Genomic DNA, 21,636 nt, shown 5'->3' on the forward strand with positions numbered 1-21,636 from the left:
ATTTTCCAGAACCAATTGCGATTAATTGGAATTCAAGTTCTGAGCAGCGGTTTCAGAGGTTGCTTTAGTTGGATTAGTAAGGGTTGATTTGGATTGGACATATTTCCAATATGCCGCATAGATCTTCTTAGCAGCCGTCATATTATCCGATCCAGCATTTGTACTTAATCCTGGCAAAGCTAGCGCAACAACCACTTGAGGATCATTAGATGGAGCATAAGAAGCTAATGACAACGTTACTGTTGTTTTCCCATTGGTTGTCGTCTGAGCTGTACCAGTTTTAGCAGAAATTCCGGGAGAAATACCAGCTAGTGGCCCACCGGTCTTATATTTATTACTTCCATGAACCACGTCATATAACCCATCTGTAACTAATTTTCTCTGTGCAGAAGTCATATCAACTTGATTTAAAACAGTTGGTGAAACGGTCTTTTGGACTGCTCCCATTTTTCCATTTTGTTTACTACTTCTAATTTGTTCAACCACATGTGGAGCAACACGATAACCACCATTTGCAATGGTTGACATGTATTGCGCAACTTGAATGGTTGTATAAGCATCATAATTACCAAAAGATAAATCGAGCGCTTTACCAATATTAGCAGAGCCAGTAGGTCCTTTAAACCCAGAAGATTCACCAGGAAGGTCAATGCCTGTTTTAGTACCTAGACCAAATTGCTCAAAATATCCACGCAATTTGTTAAAGACATTAGGATTCATCCCTGACAAGGATGCCCCTGAGGAGTACTTAAACCCTCCTTCTTTCATGGCTAATTGCATCATATATGAGTTAGAAGAAACTTCTAACGCTCTCGAAGCGTCAACTGACATATTTGCACTACCAGTACTATTAAACCAAGAACTCTTTGATCCTGTTCCAGCCACCTTAATTGGTTCATCAATCAAGGTATTATTGCTAGGAGTAATAACCCCGTCCATCAAAGCTCCAGAAATTGTTGCCCCCTTAACCACGGAACCCATTACAATTGGTTCATTAATTGTTCCTAAGACATTATCTGTCATCTTACCTGTTGAAGGATTTCGGTCAGCACCAGCAAGCGCAATCACTGCTCCTGTTTTAGGATTCATTACCACTGCATAACCACCAGTTGATTGTCCACCAGCGTTTTTTGAGGCCTCTTTCATAATTTTTTGGACTTCTTCTTGGAACTTGGAGTTAATCGTTAAAACAAGATTATCACCTTTTTTACCAGCATATTGTTGAACTTTCTTAACAATCTGTCCTCCCGAGCTAACTTGAATGGCAGTCTGCGATTTGGTTCCCTTTAAAACTGATTCATACTGTTTTTCGAGATAACTTTGTCCAACGCTATCATTACGAGCATAGCCTTCAGCTAATAAAGTGTTAACTTCATCACTAGGTAGACCAGTTTTGGAACTACTTACCGTTCCTGCTAGGGACTTAATGTCATTCCCCTCTGGATAGCTACGAGTCCAACTTGTTGAAATTTTGACCCCAGGCATCTCAGAAAGGTGTTCACCAATCTCAGATAGCTCCTTACTAGAAACATCCGTTTCCTTAATATAAACCGTAGAAAGTTGGTAAGCTCCATTCATAATTTTAAAAATTCGAGCAGCATTTTCTTCCTTTGAACTTAACTTAATATCCGAATTTTTGATATAGTCAATTTCTTTTTCCTGAACTGCCTTACTACTCAAATTTTCACGATTAGTAATTTTCTTTTCGTAGTATTTACTATTTTTAGAATCTGCCAGCAAGTAATTCGCAATATCTGTTCGACTCAACTCTGTATCATTGGCTTCAAGATATTTTCCAAGTGTATTAGCAATATTGAACATGTCTTGAGCCATTACGTTGGCACCCTTGGTATATGAAATAGCCTGATGCGCAGTATTTCCTACTAAAACCTTTCCAGTAGAATCGTAAATCACCCCCCGCTGAACATTATTGGTTTCAACGGTGTTATCAGTTCGATTTACGACTGCTTGCAACTTCGAGCCATACAAAATTTGTAAATACCCTAATTGTCCAACTAACAGTAGTAATAACGCAAAGACAACAAAAAAGATCAAATTCAATCGAAATGGTAATTCACTTTTTGGTCGCCTAATTTTTTTAGGATTTTTCATTATTTATGTTGCTCCTTTTAGATCACTTCGTTCATTCTACCAGAAAATATATCGGTGTACTAATAGTATTAACAAAGTCTTAAGCATGTTTTGTGCTATTCTATTATTATCAATTTAAAGGTTGGGATTTTAATGGATTTTATTAAGAAACATCAGAATTTAATTTTAAGTGGATGTATCCCCGCTTGCATTATGCTAGCATACTTCGTTTATCGCGGATTTGCTCCATTTGGAACATCTAGTCTATTAACTGTCGATATGGGACAGCAATATGTCGCGTTCTATGAATATTTCCGCAGTACACTTATCAGTCATCCTGGTCAGTTTTTCTATTCTTTTTCCAATGGTTTAGGTGGAGATATGTTTGGTACTTGGGCTTATTATCTTTTCAGTCCAACCAATTTGCTGCTTTTGTTTTTTAAAAAAGAGAGTATCACTTCCGGAATCCTAGTAATAACTGTACTAAAATACGCTTTAGCTGGACTAACATCTGCTATTTACTTGCAGCATCTTGCTCAAAAAAATAAAATCACCACTCCGCGAGCTAGTGTTGTTGGTTTTGCTACTGCCTATAGTTTGATGGCTTTTTCCATCGCCAATCAACTTAACCTTTTTTGGCTAGATGCTTCCATCTTATTACCCTTAATTATTCTTGGTTTGGATGCTCTAATTGATCAAAATCAGATTAAAATTTTTGTAACGACGATGAGCTTAATGGTCATTATAAATTATTACTTTGCTTATATGATTGGTATTTTCACCTTAATTTACTTTCTATGGCGAGCTTCGCCGTTATCATGGAAAAAGATTTTTCACTATGTTCAATCTTGGATTTACGTTCTAGTTTTTTCCGCCATTGCTTGGATGCCGACGTTATGGGCTCTCCTCCATGGTAAAGCACAGTATACAGAAAACTCAATTAAATGGTCTTTTGCTTACACACCACTTAAAATGTTAACTAAATTAATGCCGGGGACATTCAGTTTTAAGCAAATGTCTGATGGTCTACCAAATATTTACGTGGGAATGTTTGTGTTAATGGCTTTTGTCGCCTACTTTTTCAATAAAAATATTGGTTTAAAAAGACGACTTGGAGCTCTATTAATAACTGCTTTTTTCTTACTTTCTTTCTGTTTCACCCCATTAAACTTATTCTGGCATGCCATGCAATTTCCATGGTGGTATGCATATCGTTTTAGTTTCATTTTTAGTTTCTGGGTTCTTACTTTAGCTTTTGAAGGACTATTACATCCCATCCAAGAAGCACTTTTAAAACCCGTCATCGCTGGTTTAGCACTCATTAGTCTTGTTGCTTATATATCAACTAAAAATTTACCAAAAATTAGCGACTTTATGACCGAGAATCAAATTCAATTTGGAGTTATTATCTTTATTGCAGCGCTTGTCTTTTGGGTTGGCTTCCAAGCTAAAGACTTTAATCCGGGGCTCACGCCAATTTTAGTTTGTTTTATGGCCCTAGATTTATCTGTCAATGCTATCTGGTCGTTGAATCGTATAAGTTATGTTAGCCAAACCGAATTTGCTCAATATAGCTCAGCAGCTCGCAATGCAATCGACCAGATTAAAGACCAAGGTCATCATTTTTCGAGGATTGGTACAAATTACTCTAGGACTAAAAATGATCCAATTCAATTAGGTTTCAATAGTGGATCAAGTTTTAACTCTAACCTAGAAACTAATATGCTTGATATGATGAGTGCTCTGGGCCAACCTACAACTTCCGGAAATGTGACCTATATGAACGGAACCTTGATCTCTGATGCCCTTCTGAACTTCAAGTATTGGTCATTTGTAAATAACGAAACTGACCATAATCCTTTTTCAACTAAAAGTGTTCGGCACGATGTTTTAAAAAGGTATCATCAGATTGGTAACACTAAATATGCTGATAACTACTTAAATCAATATGCCCTTCCATTAGGTCTTACTACTACTCATCCGGTAAGTAATACCAAAAAAATTGGAAATCCTTTGCAATATCAATCTAATTTACTCAAAAAAATCAGTAATCATTCTCAAAATTTATTTACAGACATTACTAACCAGGCCCAAATTTACTTTTCAAATGTTACTTCCACGCCTAATATTAAAAATGGTCTGTTAACTAAACAGAAACTTAATAAGGCTGCCACGGTAACTTTTGAATATGAGCCAAAAAATAATAATCCAATTTATATTACCGCCGGATCACAACTTTCACATGATAATGCGGATATCTTCGTTAACAACCAACGAATTACTGAAGACCTTGATTATGACCAACCAATTGTTTTATCGATTGCAGATCAGATGAAAGGCAAAAAAGTTCGTATTCAAATTGTTTTAAAGAAGCAAAGTTTACTTTTATCTGATTTTAGTGTCGCTGAGCTTCATTACGGCACATTTAAGCAAGATTACCAAGCTGCTAAGACAAATAGTCTAACGCAGGTGAAAAACGCTGGGAACGTAGTCACAGGCAATTTAAACGTTAATTCTGATAAACCCTACTTATTCACTTCCATCCCTTACAGTTCGGGATGGCACATTAAAATTGATGGTAAAACGATTCCTACTTCTAAAGTCGGTAATTACTTCTTAGGAAGCAACGTAAAATTAACTTCTGGCAAACATCAAATCAAGTTTACTTATATACCACCATTCTTTATGCTAGGTATGTCTATTACCATAATTGGTTTTCTAATGCTCGTCTTGCTCCAACAAAAAAAGCTTTTCACTCATAAGAAGTGAAAAGCTTTTTTTAATATGATTAGTTTTTAAGCATTTTTAACGGTTAGGATTTTAACTTTCATATCTCCACCGGGAGTAGCGATTGAAACTTCATCGCCAACTTTTTTACCTAAAAGAGCTTTAGCAATTGGTGAATCGTTTGAAATTTTACCAGTCATAGGGTCGGCTTCTGCAGCCCCAACGATCGTATATTCTTCTGGTTCTTCATCAGGAAGCTCTTTAAATTCAACCACTCGGCCTAAAGAAACTTCATCACCAGCAATATCATCATTATCAATGATTTGTGCATAGTGGAGCATATGTTCAACCGTATTGATTCGGCTTTCTACCATGCTTTGCTCATCTTTAGCTGATTCATATTCTGAATTTTCAGATAGATCGCCAAAGCTTCTAGCGATTTTAATACGTTCGATAACTTGTGGACGAGTCTTTGTTTTTAAAGTTTCTAGTTCTTCTTCTAACTTAGCTTTTCCATCCAAAGTCATTGGATAAGTTTTTTCATCTGCCATTTTTACACCTCAAAATTATTTATTAAAACTCTCATCGCGCCCATCTTCTGATAGAATATCGCGAACTTTTGTAACCAATAAATCAATCGCCACACTGTTTTTTCCACCTTCAGGAACAATCACATCAGCATAGCGCTTGGTTGGCTCAATAAATTGGTGGTACATGGGTTTAACACCCGTTAAATATTGATTAATGATTGAATCTAATGTTCGTGCACGTTGTTCCATATCGCGACGAATACGACGAATAATTCTAATATCATCATCAGTATCAACGTAAACCTTAATGTCTAACATATCACGAATTCGCTCATCTGCTAGGATTAAAATCCCCTCAAGGATAATCACGTCGGTTGGGTCTTGTTCAATAACTTCTGAACTTCGCGTCGAAATTTTATAATCATAAATAGGAACTTCGATTTTTTGGTTGTTTTTCAACATTTTTAAATGTTCATATAAAAGGTCGGCATCAAAGGCCAGTGGATGGTCGTAATTAACCGCCCGGCGTTCTTCCATCGTTTTTTCAGCTTGATCTTTGTAATACGAATCTTGTTGAATGATAGAAATCGAATGACCATGTAATTCTTCAAGAATTTTTTGACTAACAGTTGTTTTTCCACTACCGGATCCCCCGGTTACCCCAATAATTATTGGGCTGTTCTTTGTACTCATAAGCTTAATTCCTCACTATTTACCTTCTGGATTGTACTTCGCAACTGCTTCGTTAAATGAAGTAATGTCTTTGTAGAACAAGACGTCTCCAACTTTATGTTTTGAACCAGATACATTTTTTGTAACTGCAAAGAAGAATAGATATCCGTCTTTAGTATCAGCATTAACCACGGATAGAATAGAATCTTCACCAGGATTATCAACTGGTCCTGGCATAAATCCAGTATTCACCCGAGTGTTATATGGGTTAGTACTTGCTAAATCGGATTGAGTTAAGTCTTCTGTTGCGGATTTTTTAACTGCATAACGTGTTGAAACATCAGATCCTAATGTTTCACCTTGCTTGATACGATTTAAGAAGACCCCTGCAATCTTAGAGCGATCGCTAGATTTACTACCTTCCATTTCAACTAGTGACGCTACACTCAAAGTTTCCTGAACGGTTAAACCATCTGATTTAATCTTAGAATAATAAGGTTGTAAAACAGCATCCTCTTTAGCAACCATTTGCGTAATGACATCTTTTAGTTTGGTATTTTTATCAATTGCATAACTAGCTGGGAATAAGTATCCTTCTAATCGATAGCGCACATTTTGAGCCTTCATCGCCGATCCCAATAATTTAGGATATTGCTTAGCTAGACTCTTTATAAAGTCCTCATCTTTCATTAATTTCAAGAAATCGGACTTCTTAAAGTACTTCGAAGATTTCATCGAATTAGCAATTTGATCAATATTTTCGCCTTCCTTGATTAATACGCGTGGACCGTTCAAGGCAATTGGCTCTGCTGCTCCACCCTTTTCAAGTTTTTTAGCGATTTGTTTTAAAGTCATCGATGGTTTTAAAACATAATAACCCGCTTGGAAGTTATTGATTTTCTTAGACTTAGTGTAGTAATTGAATACTGCACCACTCTTAACGACATGTTTATCCTCCAGGATCGAGCCCACTCCTCGTGAAGTTGTTCCAACCGGAATATTAATTTCAATTTGTTTATTGCTCTTCGCGTCTAAAGGTTGTAGGGAAGTGCTGTAATAGCGGTATCCCATAAACGTAGTGATTAAAACAACAGCAACTAAGATACCAATCACCCATTTAATAATGTTGTGACCGTTTTTTTGTCGTTTATAGTTACTCTGTACACGACTATGTCTTTGATTCGAATCATTGTTATTATCCAAGATCATTTCTCCTATCATTTACAATAATGGTAATTATACAATAACTATCTTTAACTTCGCATTAAAGTAACATAGATTTAATACGGTTATCTAACGGTTACATTTAATTTCTCTTCCAGGTTTTTAATTACCTTAGAAAATTCATCATTGATAGCATCTTCTTGCAAAGTATCATTTGTATCTTGATAAGTAAATTGATATGCCAAGGACTTCATCCCTTTTTCAAGGTTCTTACCTTCATAAACATCAAACAATTCAACTTTTATCAAGTTCTTTTGCTTAGTTTCATTAATAACGTTTAGAACTTCTGTATTAGAAACTTCCTTATTAACTAAAATAGCAATGTCTCGTGTAATTGCAGGATATTTAGAAATTACGTCATAATGTTGTAACTTCTTTTCGGCATGAATAATTTTTGTTAAATTCAATTCAAAAACATAAGTTTCCTTAATCTTAAACTCTTCTGCAGTGGTTGGATGAATTTGACCAATAAAACCAATTACATCTCCATCAAGCAAAACATCAGCAGTGCGTCCCGGATGCATCCCCTGACGATCATGGTCTGCAACATAACTTACTTCTCCAGCAACGGCAACATTCTTAAGGTATTGTTCTACAATTCCCTTAACATCAAAGAAAGTTACTGGCTTTTCTTTTTCATTCCAAGACTTAGCCTGCATTGAACCTGTAATTGCTCCTGCAATATGTTCAATTTCTTCTGGTTGTGCTTGTCCATTTCCATAGAAAACTCGCCCTTGTTCATAAAGAGCAACATTTTCCACTGAACGTGCCTTATTGTAAGCAATATCATCAAGTAATCCACTAATTAGATTCATTCTTAAGGCTTCTCGGTCCTTTGTCATTGGCCAATCGACCTTCACTAGTTCGTGATCACCCTTCACAAATTGTTGACTCTTGGCGATGGTTGTAAGTCCATAACTCATGGCTTGAGTAAGCCCTAAGCCTTCCATAACTGTTCTTGAGGCCCGCATCAATTTCTGTTCAGTAGTAAGTTGTCCAATGGTTGGATCACCAGTTGGTAATGTCACTGGTAAGTTGTCGTAACCAAAGATTCGAGCAACTTCCTCTAGCAAGTCAGCTTCAATATGAATGTCCCAACGACGAACGGGAACAGTTACCTTGAAGGTCTGCTTTGTAGCATCTAATTCTGTACTAAATCCAAGTCGATCAAAAATAGCTACGACTTCTTCACTAGTAAGTGACGTACCTAAAATTTTGTTAATACGAGCTAAAGCGATTGTAATTGATTCAGGATTAAGTTTAGTATCATTGCCAACAACTACCCCGCTCATTACTTTCCCTTGACTAAAATCAGCTACTAAGCTGGCTGCTTCGTTTAATGCATCATCAAGTGAACTATAGTCAATACCACGTTCAAAACGCATTGCAGCTTCGCTATGTAGATTATGGTAACGAGCAGTTTTACGGATTTTAATTGGGTCAAAAATTGCTGCTTCAATAACAATATTTTGAGTTTGATCACTAACTTCTGTAGCCATTCCACCCATCACACCAGCCATTGCAATCGGGGTCCCATCAGCTGTGATTACAAGGTCTTCTGGACGCAAATCACGTTTTTCATCATCTAAAGTAGTAAATTTAACATTTTCACCCGCTGGAGCAACTGAAATTATTTGACCTTTAAGTTGGTCCAAATCATAGGCATGAAGAGGTTGTCCATATTTCAACATAATGTAATTAGTAACATCCACTACATTATTAATAGGACGAATTCCCGCCTTCATCAATGTCGTTTGTAGCCAGAATGGACTAGGCGTAATTTTCACGTTTTCAATGGCCATCAACTTGTAAACTGGGGCAACATCTTGCTCATCGATTTCAACTTTTATTTGATCGGCTAAAGTATCAGCTGATTTTTGTTCGTCTTGGACCTTCAAAACTTCAAAATTAGCCTTTTGATCTAGAATAGCGGCAATTTCGTGTGCATTACCGTTCATACTGAACATATCACCACGATTAGGTGTTACGGATGTATCAATCACATCGTCATCCATTCCTAAAGCTTCCATTACAGAATCACCTGGTTTAACATGGCTGTCAGCTGGGAATACGTAAATTCCATCTGCATAGTCTTTAGGTACCACATTGTCTGGGTAACCAATTTCTTGCAGAGCACAAATCATCCCATTAGATGGAACTCCACGCATTTTGCTACGCTTAATTTTGACGTTGTCTTTGATTCTTGAACCGTGGAGAGCAACAATAATATCTTGGTCTGCAGCAATATTAGGTGCACCACAAACAATTTGAATTGGTTCTTCTTCACCAACATCGACTTGGCAAATGTGCAAATGATCTGAATCAGGATGTTCAGTCACTTCTAGGGTATGACCCACAACAATTTTCTTTAATTTATAATCTAATCTTGTAACTGAATCAACTTCAACAGCTGTACGTTCAATCTTTTCAGCCAAGTCTTTAGGTTCTAAGTCTAGTTCTAAATATTTAGATAACCACTTGTATGAAAGTTTCATTTTTTATTAACCTCGCTTATTGAATTGGGATAGGAATCTAACATCATTTAGGTAGAAATTACGAATATCATCAACACCATAACGTAACATTGCAAAACGATCAGGTCCTAATCCAAAGGCAAAACCACCGTAAACGTCCGTGTCCACACCAGCCATTTTCAAAACATTAGGATGAACCATTCCAGCCCCTAATACTTCTATCCAACCGGTTGACTTACATACTGAACAGCCTTTTCCCATACAATTAAAGCAAGTAACGTCTGCTTCAACAGAAGGTTCTGTAAATGGAAAATAACTTGGACGCAAGCGTACTTCAAAACGATCACCAAAAAGTTCCTTAGCCAAAGTTACTAAAGTACCTTTCAAATCACCCATCGTAATGTTCTTATCAATCACTAATCCTTCAATTTGATGGAATTGGTGTGAATGAGTAGCATCATCAGTATCGCGACGGTAAACTACCCCTGGTGAGATCATTTTTAATGGTCCCTTTGAAAAGTCATGTTTTTCCATTGTTCGAGCTTGAACTGGAGAAGTTTGAGAGCGCATCAAAACTTCGTCCGTGATGTAAAATGTATCTTGCATATCACGAGCCGGATGATCTTTAGGCAGATTTAGCATTTCAAAGTTATAGCGGTCGAGTTCAACTTCTGGTCCTTCAACAACTTGGTAACCCATCCCAAGGAATAAATCTTCCAAGTTATCAATAATTTGCTGAATAACATGCGGTTGGCCTTGCTTCATCGGTGTCCCTGGCAAAGTAACATCTACAGCCTCTTCAGCTAATTTTTTATTCAAGGCTGCCTGTGCTAATTCTTCTTTACGTTCTTCCAATTTAGATGTTAGGTTATCACGTACTTTATTAGCAAATTCACCGACCTTAGGACGTTCCTCTTTACTTAAATCACGCATCCCTCGGAGGACCTCAGTAATCGGACCTTTTTTACCTAAAAAATTGACCCGTACTTCATTTAATTTTGATAATTCATTAGCAACGCTAATTTCTTGAAGACCTTTTTCTTCAAGTTCTTTTAACTTCTCTTGTAAACTCATGATCTTTCCACCTTTCTCCAAATAAAAAAAACGCCCCTCCTAGAAAGGGACGTTTTTTAACGCGGTACCACCCTTGTTTGCAACTCAATGCACACTTGGTCAGCCAGATACGGGTGGCCTGCCCATTTTTAAATCGAAGCGAATTCACTGAAACCATCATCGGAATCTCTCAACCTAACGATTCCTTCTCTGTCTGATAATTTAAATCAGCTACTACTCTTCGAGCTTTTATTCTCTTAGCTACTTTAACCAAAAAAACGCATTAGGTCAATACCTAATTAAAACCAGCAATCAGCAAATTTATGAGCGGCGTCAAGCACCGGACGTAGATTTTCACCTTGTTCTGTTAATCGATACTCAATTAAGGAAGAATCCTCATAAGTACATCGTTCCACTAGCCCAGCTTCCTCTAAGCTTTTCAAACGCTCTACAAGTACACGGTCACTACATTTCGTAACACTATGCGCAATGTCTTTAAAACGCTGTGGACCAGCATTCATAAGCACTTCTAAAATAAGTCCATTCCATTTTTTTCCTAATATATCAAACATCTTTTCAAACTTTGGACAAAGTTCAAAATCAGTTTGTTCTTTTAGTTGTGTACTCTGCATTATAAAAACCTCTTTTACTAGATAAACTTAATAACCTTCTCTTTATATTTCATGAGTTTCATCTTAAATTCCTTGCGAACATGATCAAAATATTCAGTAATAGCTTGTTCGTCATCTACAAATGACACAATACTGCTTTCAAAATATTTAGGTCGCGCGATAGTGGCTCCCCACATATGTTTTAATATAATATCTTTTTCTTTATCATTCAAGACCGTGAGCTTTTCCGCATTACGTAAAGCAACCCGAGGATGGATAAAGGCGTGAGAACCCAAAGTAAACTTAGTTGTTCTCCAATCGTAATAGAATAAATCATGGAGTAACCCAGCTCGTGCTGTCGAAACAGCATCTAGATTGTGTTTTTTGGCTAACAAATAGCTTTCATAGGAAACGCTAATACAGTGATCCAAACGAGTTCCATTGTGATGTTGAGTGTAGTTATCTAACTTTTGAACCTCTTTTTTCTCTAATAAATCTCCAACAATTGCCATATATTCAGAATCATTTTTCCAATCTAGTGACTTCATTAAAAAGCTCCTTTTTAGCTTAAGTTACTACCATCTTAGCGTCATACTTTTTTAAATCAAGTAAATCTAATTGCCAAATTTAAAACGTAACAAAACCTTAACCAGCCAAACCAAACATTAACACTCCAGCAGCAACCGCCACATTCAAAGATTCTGCGGAACCCTTGATTGGAATATATAAATTCATATCCGTCATTTCAATAAGTCTTTCACTCATGCCGTTGCCTTCATTCCCCATAATCAAAGAGAACTGGTCTGGAACATCAATTTTACGATAGTCACGGGCATTTTCATCTAAAATTGAACCAAAAATTACACTACCTTGATCCTTACAATTACGAATCCATTTCTCAAGATTCAATCGTTTCAACTGCAAGTGATACTGACTACCCTGCATAGCCCTTAGAATCTTAGGGTTATAGAAATCAGCTGTCCCATCGCCAAATACAACTCCTGTAAACCCAGCCGCATCAGCCGTTCTTACCATTGTACCAATATTTCCAGGATCTTGTACATTATCCAAAACTAACCATTTTCCAGACAAATCATCTGGAAATTGCCAATCTTCCTCGTTAATGTAACCAATTAAAAAGATGCCTTGATCGTGAACAGTATCTGAAATATGATTAGCAACTTCTTTGGTCACTAAAATTAATTTGTCATTATCGACTTGTTCAGCAAGCTCACCCAAATCAAAGTCTTCTTGGACAATTAAAAACTCATATTCAGTTGCCTGTTCCAAAGCCGTCTCCACTGGATGACGTCCTTCTAAAAGAAATTTCTTAAATTTTTTTCTACCATTATTGGTTTTTAGTTTCACCCATTCTTTCACTTTTGAATTCTTTGTTGAAGAAATCTTTTCCATAATTATACCTTATCTCCTTACCATTTGTAAGTATTCTGTTTCTATCCTATTTAATCGTATCATTATCACAATCTAAATGATATACAGACTTGTCGAACTTTTAATCTTAACACCTTTCATACTAACAAATTAAGGTAACGATGTTAAAATTATTAATATAAATCTTTTTGGAAGGAATGATTATAATGAAAGCTGTTCACATGAACGCTTCTGGACGGGTACAAGCCGTGGGATTCCGTTATACAACCAAATTACTAGCTGATCGACTTAAAGTAACTGGATGGGTCAAAAACAACCCCGATGGTACCGTAGAAATTGAGGCGCAGGCTCCAGACGCTGTTTTAGACCAGTTTATTGATGGAGTAAAAGCCTCACCTTCGCCATCTGGACGAGTCAATAAATTAACTGTTAAATCAATTCCCTTATTTGAAGGGCAAGACTTTATTGTTAAATACTAAATTTCATTGAAAAAAGACGGAAAATCAAGTATAGTTACCCTTGTATTTCTAGCATTCAGAAGGGAATTGTACGTATATTATGAAAAAGCTTAAAAGTATCTCGACGATTACTTTAATCTCGGGACTCGCATTAGTTCTTAGTGGATGTGTCCAACGTGATAAACACGGTAATCCGTATGGACCGATTTATGATTATCTAGCCATCCCCACTCAGCACTTTATGAATTACCTTTCACACTTACTTGGTGGAAGTTATGGGCTAGCGATTATTCTTGTTACTTTTGTTGTTCGTTTAATTTTGCTTCCATTGATGTTAAATCAATCTCGCAAAGCCACAATTCAACAAGAAAAAATGGCATTTATTCAGCCCCAGCTTAAGGTACTTCAAGCACGTAATCAAGCAGCTAAAACGCCTGAAGAGCGTGCCGCTATTAGTCAGGAAATGATGGCCTTGTATAAGGATAACAACGTTAGCATGACTGGTGGAATTGGTTGCCTTCCAATTATCATCCAATTTCCTGTTTTTGCCGCATTATACGCAGCTATTCAGTATTCACCTGAATTACATCAGGGACTATTCCTAGGTATTAATTTGGCTAAGCCAAGTATTTTATTGGCAGCAATTTCCTTCCTTGTTTACTTATTACAAGGCTGGTTAGGTACTTTAGGTGTTGCACCAGAACAAAGAAAAATGATGCGTTCCATGATGATTGTCAGTCCTTTGATGATTCTATTTTTCACTTTTTCTTCCCCTGGTGGATTAGGACTTTACTTTGCTGTTGGTGGAGTTTTTGCATGTATCCAAACACTCGCAATTAATCTCTATCGTCCAAAAATTAAAGCACGGATCCAAGAGGAAATGAAAAAGAATCCTCCTAAGATTGTTGAACCAACTGGTCCAGTAGATCTTAAAAATGTTACAGAAACAGCCACAGAAGTTACTAGTGAACCTGAAACTAAACCAGTTTCTAAACCACAAAATAACAAACCTCGTCGTAATGCAGGTAAACAAAATCATCATCGTGACTAAAATTAAATACCAAAAAAATCCTTGGAAAATTTTGAGTAAAACTCATTTTCCAAGGATTTTTTATTTTTCACTAATTTCTATCTGTTGATCTTCAATAATCGGTAATTTAATTCTAAATATTGAACCTGAACCAACTGAACTTTCTAGCGAAATATTTCCATGATATTCTTCAGTTAATTTCTTAGCAATGGATAACCCTAAACCGTTCCCACCTTGATCTCGACTGCGAGCTTTATCGATACGATAGAAACGATTAAATACCTGTTTCAGATTTTCTTCAGCAATCCCCTCACCAAAATCTTGTACAGCAATTTCAACGGTCTTTTTGGTATTAGCAGTTGAAATATGAATTTCTTTGCGATCTTTTGAGTACTTGATGGCATTATCAAGCAGAATTACGAGAATTTGTTCTAAATGATTCCGATATATAGGAACAATGGGTTCACCAGTAATATCGTCATCCATTACGAAATTAAATTCTGGATGAATCATCTTAAAATCATTGAATACTTGATTTACTAATTGAACGACGTTCGTTTTTTCATCGGCATAATTAATCTCAATTTGATCAGCTCGTGTTAGATCTAGCATTTCACTAACTAAACTTTTCATTCGTTGCGTTTCTTCTAAGGACGCTTTAATTGATTCATCCAAAACTTGTGGATCATCCTTTCCCCAACGGTCAAGCATCTTTAGGTGACCTTCCACAACTGCCACTGGCGTTCGCAATTCATGTGATACATCTTCAACGAACTGTCTCTGTTGATCAATATAGCGTTGCATTCGATCAATCATATCATTAAATTCATGAGCCAAGTCCGATAACTCGTCATTTGTATCAATTTCAGGAACTCTTAAATCGGTTTGAGGATCTTCCTCTAAATTACGCATCGACTGATTAATTAAATTCATTGGTTTTAATAAGTATGCCGTTAATCCATAACCGAAAATGGAGATTACCATAAAAATTAAAAGCGACGTTAAGGTAAATAACCAGATCAAGCGCTGATATCTGTTATTATATTTCACCAGTAAATCAACAACTCGTACATACCCGATTACTTGATTATCTTTATTAATAATCGGTGCTTGTCCCACAATAATATCTTTATGATGAAATTTACTCCGTTTAATTGACTTTCGTTCGGAGAGACTAGTCTTCATATTAATTCTTTGATTCGAAAAAACTGATTCTTTTTCTAAATTATAAACTGAAACTACTAAATCTCGCCTGGTTAGACTCGCTAACAATGAATCATTAAAACCACCTTGGTTATTATTAACCGCCGATTTTTGGTTTAAATCAGGTCTGAATATATCCGTAGTTTTATAATTAATCTCATTCGCATTTTGAAGACGACTTCTTACTTGGGTTACTGTTGATTCCACATCTCGATGTTCTTCAGCATATAATGAATCTGTTACAATTTTAAAAACAAAAAAAGAGAAAAGTGCAAAAATTAATAGGACTCCAACACCAGTACCGATAGCCCATTTCCATTTTAGCGACATTCTCTTTTTTTTAATTACTTTATTTTCCATACTAGGTCCTCATTACATATCCAGTACCACGTACGGTTTGAATGTAGCTAGGACGTCCCTTAACATCAATTTTATTTCGGAGGTATCTAATGTACACATCGACAACGTTAGTTTCTACACCATCGTCTACACCCCATACCTTATTCAATAAAGTTTCTCGAGACTGAACCACGTTAATATTTTCCATTAATAACAATAGCAACTCATATTCACGTTTAGTTAAATTGATTACTTCGTTATTACGACGTACAACTCGATTTTCCTTTTCAATAACAATATCTTGAAATTCAACCGTTGTTTGGTGGAAAGTGGAATCTTGTGTTTCTAAATCCACTCGGCGAAGAACTGCGCGTAAACGAGCAAGTAACTCCTCAATAGCAAAAGGTTTTACAATATAATCATCTGCTCCGTGATCAAGACCTGAAACACGATCAATGATTGAATCGCGAGCTGTCATCATAATAATAGGAGTTATTTTTTCTCTTCTAATACGCCGACATACTTCAATTCCATTAATTTCTGGCAACATTAAATCAAGTAAGATAGCATCAAAATCTTCTGATAATGCTGCTTCTAAACCTGTGCGTCCGTTAGATTGAACTTCAACTTCATATCCTTCATGCTGTAATTCAAGTTGAACAAAACGTGCAAGACTTTTTTCATCTTCGATTATCAAAATACGACTCATTTTTTTACCCCAAAATTAAATTATTTTAACCCTACTGTAGTAAATTCTAACATTATCCGGTTGCTTTGCCTAGCGCTTCCAATATTATGTTGCAAACAAAAGGGAGTCAAATAGCTTCCCTAGGCTTCCATTCCTTTCTAATCCAATATAAATAAGATTGTTAGATTATTTGATTTGACTTTGAAACGTAATAATTTAATTATAGTATCTTAACTTATTTCACATCAGTTTTGTTATTTTAAAAGTTTTTCGATTCTAAGCAACTATTTTTCCATCTAAGACTTACATTTTAAGTTGCACTATAATAAGCCTATCCTCTACTTAAGTGACTCACTTAATTTGATCTAGTCTCAAGGTGATATCCTTAATAAATCCATATAAAAAAAGCGGTAGCCATAACGGTTATCGCTTTTCTATTTAAACTAATTTTTATTGTTCTTCATACCATGGAAAATGGTAAATACCTTCGCGATCAACACGTTCGTAGGTGTGAGCACCAAAGTAATCACGTTGTGCTTGAAGAAGGTTTGCTGGTAAAACAGCTGAACGATATGAATCATAGTATGCTACCGCTGCTGATAGTGCGGGAACTGGAATTCCAGCTTTAACAGCAAGTGCAACTACGTCACGAACGGCTTCTTGATACTTAGCAGCAATTTCTTGGAAGTATGAATCCATCAAAAGGTTATTTAGTTCAGGATTCTTATCGAAAGCATCTGTAATATTTTGAAGGAATTGAGCACGGATGATACATCCAGCACGCCAGATCTTGGCAATTTCACCAAAATTCAAGTTCCAGTCATAATTTTCAGAAGCTACACGCATTTGTTCAAATCCTTGAGCGTAACTCATAATCTTACTGAAGTATAGTGCGCGACGAATTTTTTCGATGACTTCATCCTTGTCAACGTCAATTTTCTTTTCTGGACCTGCAAGCACTTTACTTGCTGCGACACGTTCGTCCTTAAGCACGGAAATATAACGAGCATATACAGATTCAGTGATGAGCGATTGTGGAACCCCTAATTCAAGTGCATTTTGTGAACTCCACTTACCTGTTCCTTTATTGCCACCTTTATCCATAATAAGATCAACGATTGGTTTATCTGAACCAAGATCGTCCGTTCTTGTTAGAATATCAGCAGTAATATCGATTAGATAACTGTCAAGTTCACCTTGATTCCAGTCAGCAAAAATATCAGCAATTTCTTTAACTGGGAGACCCAATAACTTACGCATTAGGTCGTAACTTTCATCGATTAATTGTTCATCACCATATTCAATTCCGTTATGAACCATTTTAACGTAATGACCAGCTCCGTTAGGTCCAATATAGGTCACACATGGATCGCCGTCTTTAGCCTTAGCAGAGATTTGTTCGAAGATTGGTGCAACTAAGTCATAAGCTTCTTTTTGTCCACCTGGCATCATTGAAGGACCTTGTAACGCACCTAATTCACCACCTGAAACACCTGTACCAATGAAGTTAATTCCAGATTCATCCAATTCTTTATTACGACGCATAGTGTCTTCAAAGTTAGTGTTACCACCGTCGATTAAGACATCTCCTTTGTCAAGTAAAGGAAGTAATTCAGCAATAACAGCATCAGTTGGTTTACCAGCCTTAACCATCATCATAATTCGACGAGGCTTTTCTAGTGAATTTACGAATTCTTCAATAGAATATGCAGGAACTAATTTCTTTTCAGAATGATCTTGCATTACTTTTTCAGTTTTTGAGGCAGTACGGTTGTAGATCGCAACTGTATATCCCCTGCTTTCGATGTTTAAAGCGAGATTTTTACCCATTACGGCCATTCCCACTACACCAATTTGTGGTTGATCCATCGTGATTCCTCCTCTATATCTAACAATTGTTCCAAGACATTGATTTTAAAATACTCGAAACTTTGTGTAGCAATATATTATATTTTAACAGATAAGTAAAAAAAATGTATAAAAAGCTGAGAACCTCTAAGGAGATTTAATTAATATATAACACTAAGCAATTTATATTCAATCGTTTTAAACACAAAAAAAGAAGTAAAAGGACCTAGGCTCCTTTTACTTCTTTTAACAAATTAGTTAGCTTTCACGTCAATAACTTGTTTTCCGTTATAGTAACCACAACTTGGGCAAACACGATGTGAAACTCGTAATTCACCACAGTTTGGACATGGTGCCAAACCTGGAGTAGTTAACTTAATGTGTCCACGACGATTACGCTTACGTGTCTTTGATGTTCTTCTTGCTGGAACAGCCATCTATGAGCACCTCCTTTAAGAGAATTCGGTTTCCCGCTTTTTTAAAGCCTTACGATTCAGGATTATCTTTCAATAAACCCTTTAACTTAGCAAGGCGTGGATCAACTTGTTTTTCATGCTCCGATTCCACGTCCATCTCAGAAATCACTTGCCATTCTGCACCAGAAGGCATGACTCCCTCTTTTTCCTCTTCAGGCGTTAAAACCTGCATTGGAACTTGAAGGACGATATTATCTTCAATTAGTTTATCAACACTAATCACATCATCTTCAACTAGCATTACCACTTCTTCTTTCGCAAAAGAATCAATAATACTAGGATTATCTACATAAATTTCACTTATGAAAAAGTCTAAATTCATGTGGACAGGCTTCAATGATCGTGATGAAGGAACTGTCAAATCACAACTGATCTCAGCATCAATGATAACTGAATCACGTTCGATTGTCACCGTTCCTTTAAAATTAATTGGTGAGCATTTAATAACTACATCTGGAAAGCGTTCGACTAAAGATTGTTCCAAATCCATCGTTTCATCGAACTGAAACGGCTCTTTGTGCTTACGCAGTTCTGTAAAATACCATTCCATAATGAACCTCCAATGCAACAGAAACAATTATACCATGTGGAACCACATTGTCAACGTTTATTCCTTGACATTCTTTTTTATAATAGGGCCCTTTCCCCATTGATATGGAGAAACTAATTGGTATAAATCGTCTGCTCGTTTTGTAATTGCATAATTACTTTCAAAATCTTCTTTGGTGACTTTGGTCATTACTACTGATCCAAGGGCTGCTTCTCGGATAAAAATCCGGCCGAGCTGATTTGTCGCCAATAATCTCGTCTTAGTTAGATTAAACGGAGCAGCTTGGATATTAAGTAAAATATTCGTTAAACTTCGTTGAATTCTAGTATAAGTGTATCTTTTAGTCTTCAACTTCTGCATCAACTCTGTAAACGAGTTACTTTTATCAACCAAATTTAAAATACGATTTTCGAAACCCTCTGTAACACCCTTTATATGACGTAATTCTTGGGACGTTGAAGTTAATAACCGATAATTTAACATTATCCAGAAATCTTCCCAGCTTGTTAATTTAGCATTTCTAATAGCCTTTAAAGATGCATTAGGTACCGCGTTAAAGTACTCTGATTGTTCTAAAGCTGCCCGCCGAATTGCTGATGCACTAGCAATCGAGCCCTTTATCTCCGTATCTCGGTGATCTGCTTGTTCCCTTTGCAATGGTATTAACTGCAAGCTTCTTTTTGATTTAGAATTCCAGTACGCATAATTGATTCCTAGAATATCGTTCGAGTTCGTAATGGCTGTATCATCAAATAATTGAGCTGCAAAATTTTGATTATATTTTTTGGCTCTCTGGTCAAATTGTCGGTCCAGAATCTTACTCTCATTTTCAAAATCCAAATCTGGATTTTCACTCCCAAAAGCTAAAAAGCTAGCTCCTAATTTTTGAGCAATCTCTACTCCCGCATGGGCAAATTCTTTAGCAGAATCAATGGCATATTCAGTAGGTATTTCTACAACTAAATCAGCACCACAATTAATGGCAACCCGTGCTCTCTCCCATTTATTAATCAAGGCGGGTTCCCCCCGCTGTACAAAATTGCCACTCATAATTACGATCACTAGGTCCGCCTTAGTAACCTTGCGTGCCTGCTCTAACAAATATTGATGTCCATTATGAAATGGATTAAACTCTGCAATCACCGCGCATGCTTGCAATACAGCTACCTCCTACAACTAAAGAACCACCGAGTTGTTTTTTCATCTACTTCAGCTTTTCCATAATCGGCATAGTATTTGATTTTAGAAAAACCAGCTTTTTCTAAAAGTTTAACGTACGTTTCCAGTTCATACGTTCGTTCAAAATGAGTTTCTTCGGTCCGTCTAAATAGCTCATCATCATTTGCTTTGGTAAAAAAAGTTAAGTCATGTTCGACATGATATTTATCTTCGCCTTCAAAGCTTGACCAAATGAATGCTTGGCGGTCATCTTGATAGTTAAACATATAACCTGGGTAAACCACCCCTGTTTGATATGGAGTGATCACGTCAAAGATAAACTGGCCGCCAGATTTTAAGTGCTCATACACTTCGCTAAACGACTGTAACACTTGTTCTTCATCCGGAAGGTAGCAAAAAGAATCAGCGTAGCATGATACAACATCAAACTGCTCTAATTCACTTAAATCCAACATATTTCCTTGAATCAGTTCTGCTGCCACCTCAGCATCTCTAGTGTGCTGTTCTGCTAGAGCTAACATTTCTTCTGACAAATCAAATCCTGTGACGATTTGTCCATGCTGTGCAAGTTGAACAACCAATCTCCCCGCACCACAAGCTAATTCAAGCCAATTATTTTTACGACTTAAATCAACTTCTTTTTGCGTATATTCAAACCAATTTTGGTATTCATCTTCATCAAAAAGTTGGTCATATAACTCCGCAAAGCTTTGATATATCATTATTCTGCAATCCAATCAGTTGTTTCAACTGCTTCAGCTTGGGACCAAAGCTTTTCCAGATTATAGTACTTTCTTTGATCCGTTTGGAAAACATTAATAACAATATTTCCTAAGTCAATCAAAATCCATTCTGCAGCACGATTTCCTTCAATACGACGGATTTCGATCTGGTTTTCCTTAGCCTTTTCAATAATAGCATCTGCAATGGCAGCTACTTGGCGGTTAGAATCAGCGCTTGTAATCATAAAGTAGTCTGCTAAGGTGCTAACCTCACGTACATTTAAAACGATTGTATTTTCAGCTCGTTTGCTATCTGCTGCTTTTACTAGTAATTCTAATTCTTCTAAATTGTTCAATCTATTTCTCCTA

General features: G+C 36.5%; 20 protein-coding genes. 3 read left to right on the forward strand and 17 right to left on the reverse strand.

Annotated elements, in window-relative coordinates; all coding sequences use genetic code 11:
* Nucleotides 1–21: 21 nt before the first annotated feature.
* A complete protein-coding gene (locus HFC68_RS02080; protein WP_167399610.1) occupies nt 22–2,112 on the reverse strand; it encodes a penicillin-binding protein 2 in 2,091 nt (696 codons plus the stop codon).
* 132 nt (nt 2,113–2,244) lie between these two features.
* Between HFC68_RS02080 and HFC68_RS02085 the strand changes: the two genes are divergently transcribed.
* Nucleotides 2,245–4,860 carry a YfhO family protein gene (locus tag HFC68_RS02085; protein WP_167399611.1) on the forward strand — a complete coding sequence of 872 codons (2,616 nt, stop codon included), beginning with the start codon at nt 2,245–2,247 and terminating at the stop codon, nt 4,858–4,860.
* 26 nt (nt 4,861–4,886) lie between these two features.
* On the opposite strand, the gene greA is transcribed toward HFC68_RS02085, so the two are convergent.
* From greA to HFC68_RS02125, 8 genes are all read right to left on the reverse strand, one after another.
* Nucleotides 4,887–5,369: a transcription elongation factor GreA gene (greA, locus tag HFC68_RS02090; RefSeq protein WP_011673213.1), complete on the reverse strand. Its 483-nt coding sequence runs from the start codon at nt 5,367–5,369 to the stop codon at nt 4,887–4,889.
* Between the two features lie 15 nt (nt 5,370–5,384).
* The gene (udk, locus tag HFC68_RS02095) at nt 5,385–6,041 is read right to left on the reverse strand and encodes a uridine kinase (RefSeq protein WP_002833824.1); all 657 of its coding nucleotides are present in this window, start codon (nt 6,039–6,041) and stop codon (nt 5,385–5,387) included.
* Nucleotides 6,042–6,056: 15 nt separating this feature from the next.
* Nucleotides 6,057–7,226: an endolytic transglycosylase MltG gene (mltG, locus tag HFC68_RS02100; RefSeq protein ID WP_029257866.1), complete on the reverse strand. Its 1,170-nt coding sequence runs from the start codon at nt 7,224–7,226 to the stop codon at nt 6,057–6,059.
* 83 nt (nt 7,227–7,309) lie between these two features.
* Nucleotides 7,310–9,739: a phenylalanine--tRNA ligase subunit beta gene (gene pheT, locus HFC68_RS02105; protein ID WP_167399612.1), complete on the reverse strand. Its 2,430-nt coding sequence runs from the start codon at nt 9,737–9,739 to the stop codon at nt 7,310–7,312.
* A 6-nt stretch (nt 9,740–9,745) separates the two neighbouring features.
* A complete protein-coding gene (pheS, locus tag HFC68_RS02110; protein ID WP_002833820.1) occupies nt 9,746–10,792 on the reverse strand; it encodes a phenylalanine--tRNA ligase subunit alpha in 1,047 nt (348 codons plus the stop codon).
* 278 nt (nt 10,793–11,070) lie between these two features.
* On the reverse strand, nt 11,071–11,403 hold the full coding sequence (locus tag HFC68_RS02115; RefSeq protein WP_002833819.1) for a helix-turn-helix domain-containing protein: 333 nt from the start codon (nt 11,401–11,403) through the stop codon (nt 11,071–11,073).
* A gap of 17 nt (nt 11,404–11,420) precedes the next feature.
* On the reverse strand, nt 11,421–11,930 hold the full coding sequence (locus HFC68_RS02120; protein ID WP_002833818.1) for a hypothetical protein: 510 nt from the start codon (nt 11,928–11,930) through the stop codon (nt 11,421–11,423).
* Between the two features lie 97 nt (nt 11,931–12,027).
* Nucleotides 12,028–12,795: an RNA methyltransferase gene (locus HFC68_RS02125; protein WP_002833817.1), complete on the reverse strand. Its 768-nt coding sequence runs from the start codon at nt 12,793–12,795 to the stop codon at nt 12,028–12,030.
* 185 nt (nt 12,796–12,980) lie between these two features.
* Between HFC68_RS02125 and HFC68_RS02130 the strand changes: the two genes are divergently transcribed.
* Together HFC68_RS02130 and yidC are read left to right on the forward strand one after the other, a co-directional pair.
* Nucleotides 12,981–13,253 carry an acylphosphatase gene (locus tag HFC68_RS02130; protein ID WP_023440263.1) on the forward strand — a complete coding sequence of 91 codons (273 nt, stop codon included), beginning with the start codon at nt 12,981–12,983 and terminating at the stop codon, nt 13,251–13,253.
* Between the two features lie 79 nt (nt 13,254–13,332).
* A complete protein-coding gene (yidC, locus tag HFC68_RS02135; protein ID WP_158190510.1) occupies nt 13,333–14,283 on the forward strand; it encodes a membrane protein insertase YidC in 951 nt (316 codons plus the stop codon).
* A 60-nt stretch (nt 14,284–14,343) separates the two neighbouring features.
* Here yidC and HFC68_RS02140 read toward each other — a convergent pair whose 3' ends face one another.
* The 8 genes from HFC68_RS02140 to rsfS all read right to left on the reverse strand — a co-directional run bounded on the left by HFC68_RS02140 (nt 14,344) and on the right by rsfS (nt 21,623).
* Nucleotides 14,344–15,825, reverse strand: a complete 1,482-nt coding sequence (locus HFC68_RS02140) for a HAMP domain-containing histidine kinase (protein ID WP_060743731.1) — start codon at nt 15,823–15,825, stop codon at nt 14,344–14,346.
* 1 nt (nt 15,826) lies between these two features.
* Nucleotides 15,827–16,513 carry a response regulator transcription factor gene (locus HFC68_RS02145; RefSeq protein WP_002833813.1) on the reverse strand — a complete coding sequence of 229 codons (687 nt, stop codon included), beginning with the start codon at nt 16,511–16,513 and terminating at the stop codon, nt 15,827–15,829.
* Between the two features lie 429 nt (nt 16,514–16,942).
* Nucleotides 16,943–18,361, reverse strand: coding sequence for an NADP-dependent phosphogluconate dehydrogenase (gene gndA / locus HFC68_RS02150; RefSeq protein WP_002833812.1), 1,419 nt, complete (start codon nt 18,359–18,361; stop codon nt 16,943–16,945).
* Nucleotides 18,362–18,594: 233 nt separating this feature from the next.
* Nucleotides 18,595–18,777 carry a 50S ribosomal protein L32 gene (rpmF, locus tag HFC68_RS02155; protein ID WP_002831400.1) on the reverse strand — a complete coding sequence of 61 codons (183 nt, stop codon included), beginning with the start codon at nt 18,775–18,777 and terminating at the stop codon, nt 18,595–18,597.
* Nucleotides 18,778–18,826: 49 nt separating this feature from the next.
* Nucleotides 18,827–19,366: a DUF177 domain-containing protein gene (locus tag HFC68_RS02160; RefSeq protein WP_002833811.1), complete on the reverse strand. Its 540-nt coding sequence runs from the start codon at nt 19,364–19,366 to the stop codon at nt 18,827–18,829.
* A gap of 57 nt (nt 19,367–19,423) precedes the next feature.
* Nucleotides 19,424–20,524 carry a nucleotidyltransferase family protein gene (locus HFC68_RS02165; RefSeq protein WP_167399613.1) on the reverse strand — a complete coding sequence of 367 codons (1,101 nt, stop codon included), beginning with the start codon at nt 20,522–20,524 and terminating at the stop codon, nt 19,424–19,426.
* A gap of 5 nt (nt 20,525–20,529) precedes the next feature.
* Nucleotides 20,530–21,267 carry a class I SAM-dependent methyltransferase gene (locus tag HFC68_RS02170; RefSeq protein WP_099299903.1) on the reverse strand — a complete coding sequence of 246 codons (738 nt, stop codon included), beginning with the start codon at nt 21,265–21,267 and terminating at the stop codon, nt 20,530–20,532.
* Nucleotides 21,267–21,623, reverse strand: a complete 357-nt coding sequence (gene rsfS, locus HFC68_RS02175) for a ribosome silencing factor (RefSeq protein WP_002833808.1) — start codon at nt 21,621–21,623, stop codon at nt 21,267–21,269. Before rsfS ends, HFC68_RS02170 begins: the two co-directional genes overlap by 1 nt.
* Nucleotides 21,624–21,636: the final 13 nt, after the last annotated feature.

The organism is Pediococcus sp. EKM201D (assembly GCF_011800215.1).
Lineage (GTDB): Bacteria > Bacillota > Bacilli > Lactobacillales > Lactobacillaceae > Pediococcus > Pediococcus pentosaceus.

What these genes read in the sequence shown, in the direction of transcription:
- HFC68_RS02080 (WP_167399610.1), bottom strand. Translation starts at nt 2,112, where the DNA reads ATGAAAAATCCTAAAAAAATTAGGCGACCAAAAAGTGAATTACCATTT.
- HFC68_RS02085 (WP_167399611.1), top strand. Translation starts at nt 2,245, where the DNA reads ATGGATTTTATTAAGAAACATCAGAATTTAATTTTAAGTGGATGTATC.
- greA (WP_011673213.1), bottom strand. Translation starts at nt 5,369, where the DNA reads ATGGCAGATGAAAAAACTTATCCAATGACTTTGGATGGAAAAGCTAAG.
- udk (WP_002833824.1), bottom strand. Translation starts at nt 6,041, where the DNA reads ATGAGTACAAAGAACAGCCCAATAATTATTGGGGTAACCGGGGGATCC.
- pheT (WP_167399612.1), bottom strand. Translation starts at nt 9,739, where the DNA reads ATGAAACTTTCATACAAGTGGTTATCTAAATATTTAGAACTAGACTTA.
- pheS (WP_002833820.1), bottom strand. Translation starts at nt 10,792, where the DNA reads ATGAGTTTACAAGAGAAGTTAAAAGAACTTGAAGAAAAAGGTCTTCAA.
- HFC68_RS02115 (WP_002833819.1), bottom strand. Translation starts at nt 11,403, where the DNA reads ATGCAGAGTACACAACTAAAAGAACAAACTGATTTTGAACTTTGTCCA.
- HFC68_RS02120 (WP_002833818.1), bottom strand. Translation starts at nt 11,930, where the DNA reads ATGAAGTCACTAGATTGGAAAAATGATTCTGAATATATGGCAATTGTT.
- HFC68_RS02125 (WP_002833817.1), bottom strand. Translation starts at nt 12,795, where the DNA reads ATGGAAAAGATTTCTTCAACAAAGAATTCAAAAGTGAAAGAATGGGTG.
- HFC68_RS02130 (WP_023440263.1), top strand. Translation starts at nt 12,981, where the DNA reads ATGAAAGCTGTTCACATGAACGCTTCTGGACGGGTACAAGCCGTGGGA.
- yidC (WP_158190510.1), top strand. Translation starts at nt 13,333, where the DNA reads ATGAAAAAGCTTAAAAGTATCTCGACGATTACTTTAATCTCGGGACTC.
- HFC68_RS02140 (WP_060743731.1), bottom strand. Translation starts at nt 15,825, where the DNA reads ATGGAAAATAAAGTAATTAAAAAAAAGAGAATGTCGCTAAAATGGAAA.
- HFC68_RS02145 (WP_002833813.1), bottom strand. Translation starts at nt 16,513, where the DNA reads ATGAGTCGTATTTTGATAATCGAAGATGAAAAAAGTCTTGCACGTTTT.
- gndA (WP_002833812.1), bottom strand. Translation starts at nt 18,361, where the DNA reads ATGGATCAACCACAAATTGGTGTAGTGGGAATGGCCGTAATGGGTAAA.
- rpmF (WP_002831400.1), bottom strand. Translation starts at nt 18,777, where the DNA reads ATGGCTGTTCCAGCAAGAAGAACATCAAAGACACGTAAGCGTAATCGT.
- HFC68_RS02160 (WP_002833811.1), bottom strand. Translation starts at nt 19,366, where the DNA reads ATGGAATGGTATTTTACAGAACTGCGTAAGCACAAAGAGCCGTTTCAG.
- HFC68_RS02170 (WP_099299903.1), bottom strand. Translation starts at nt 21,267, where the DNA reads ATGATATATCAAAGCTTTGCGGAGTTATATGACCAACTTTTTGATGAA.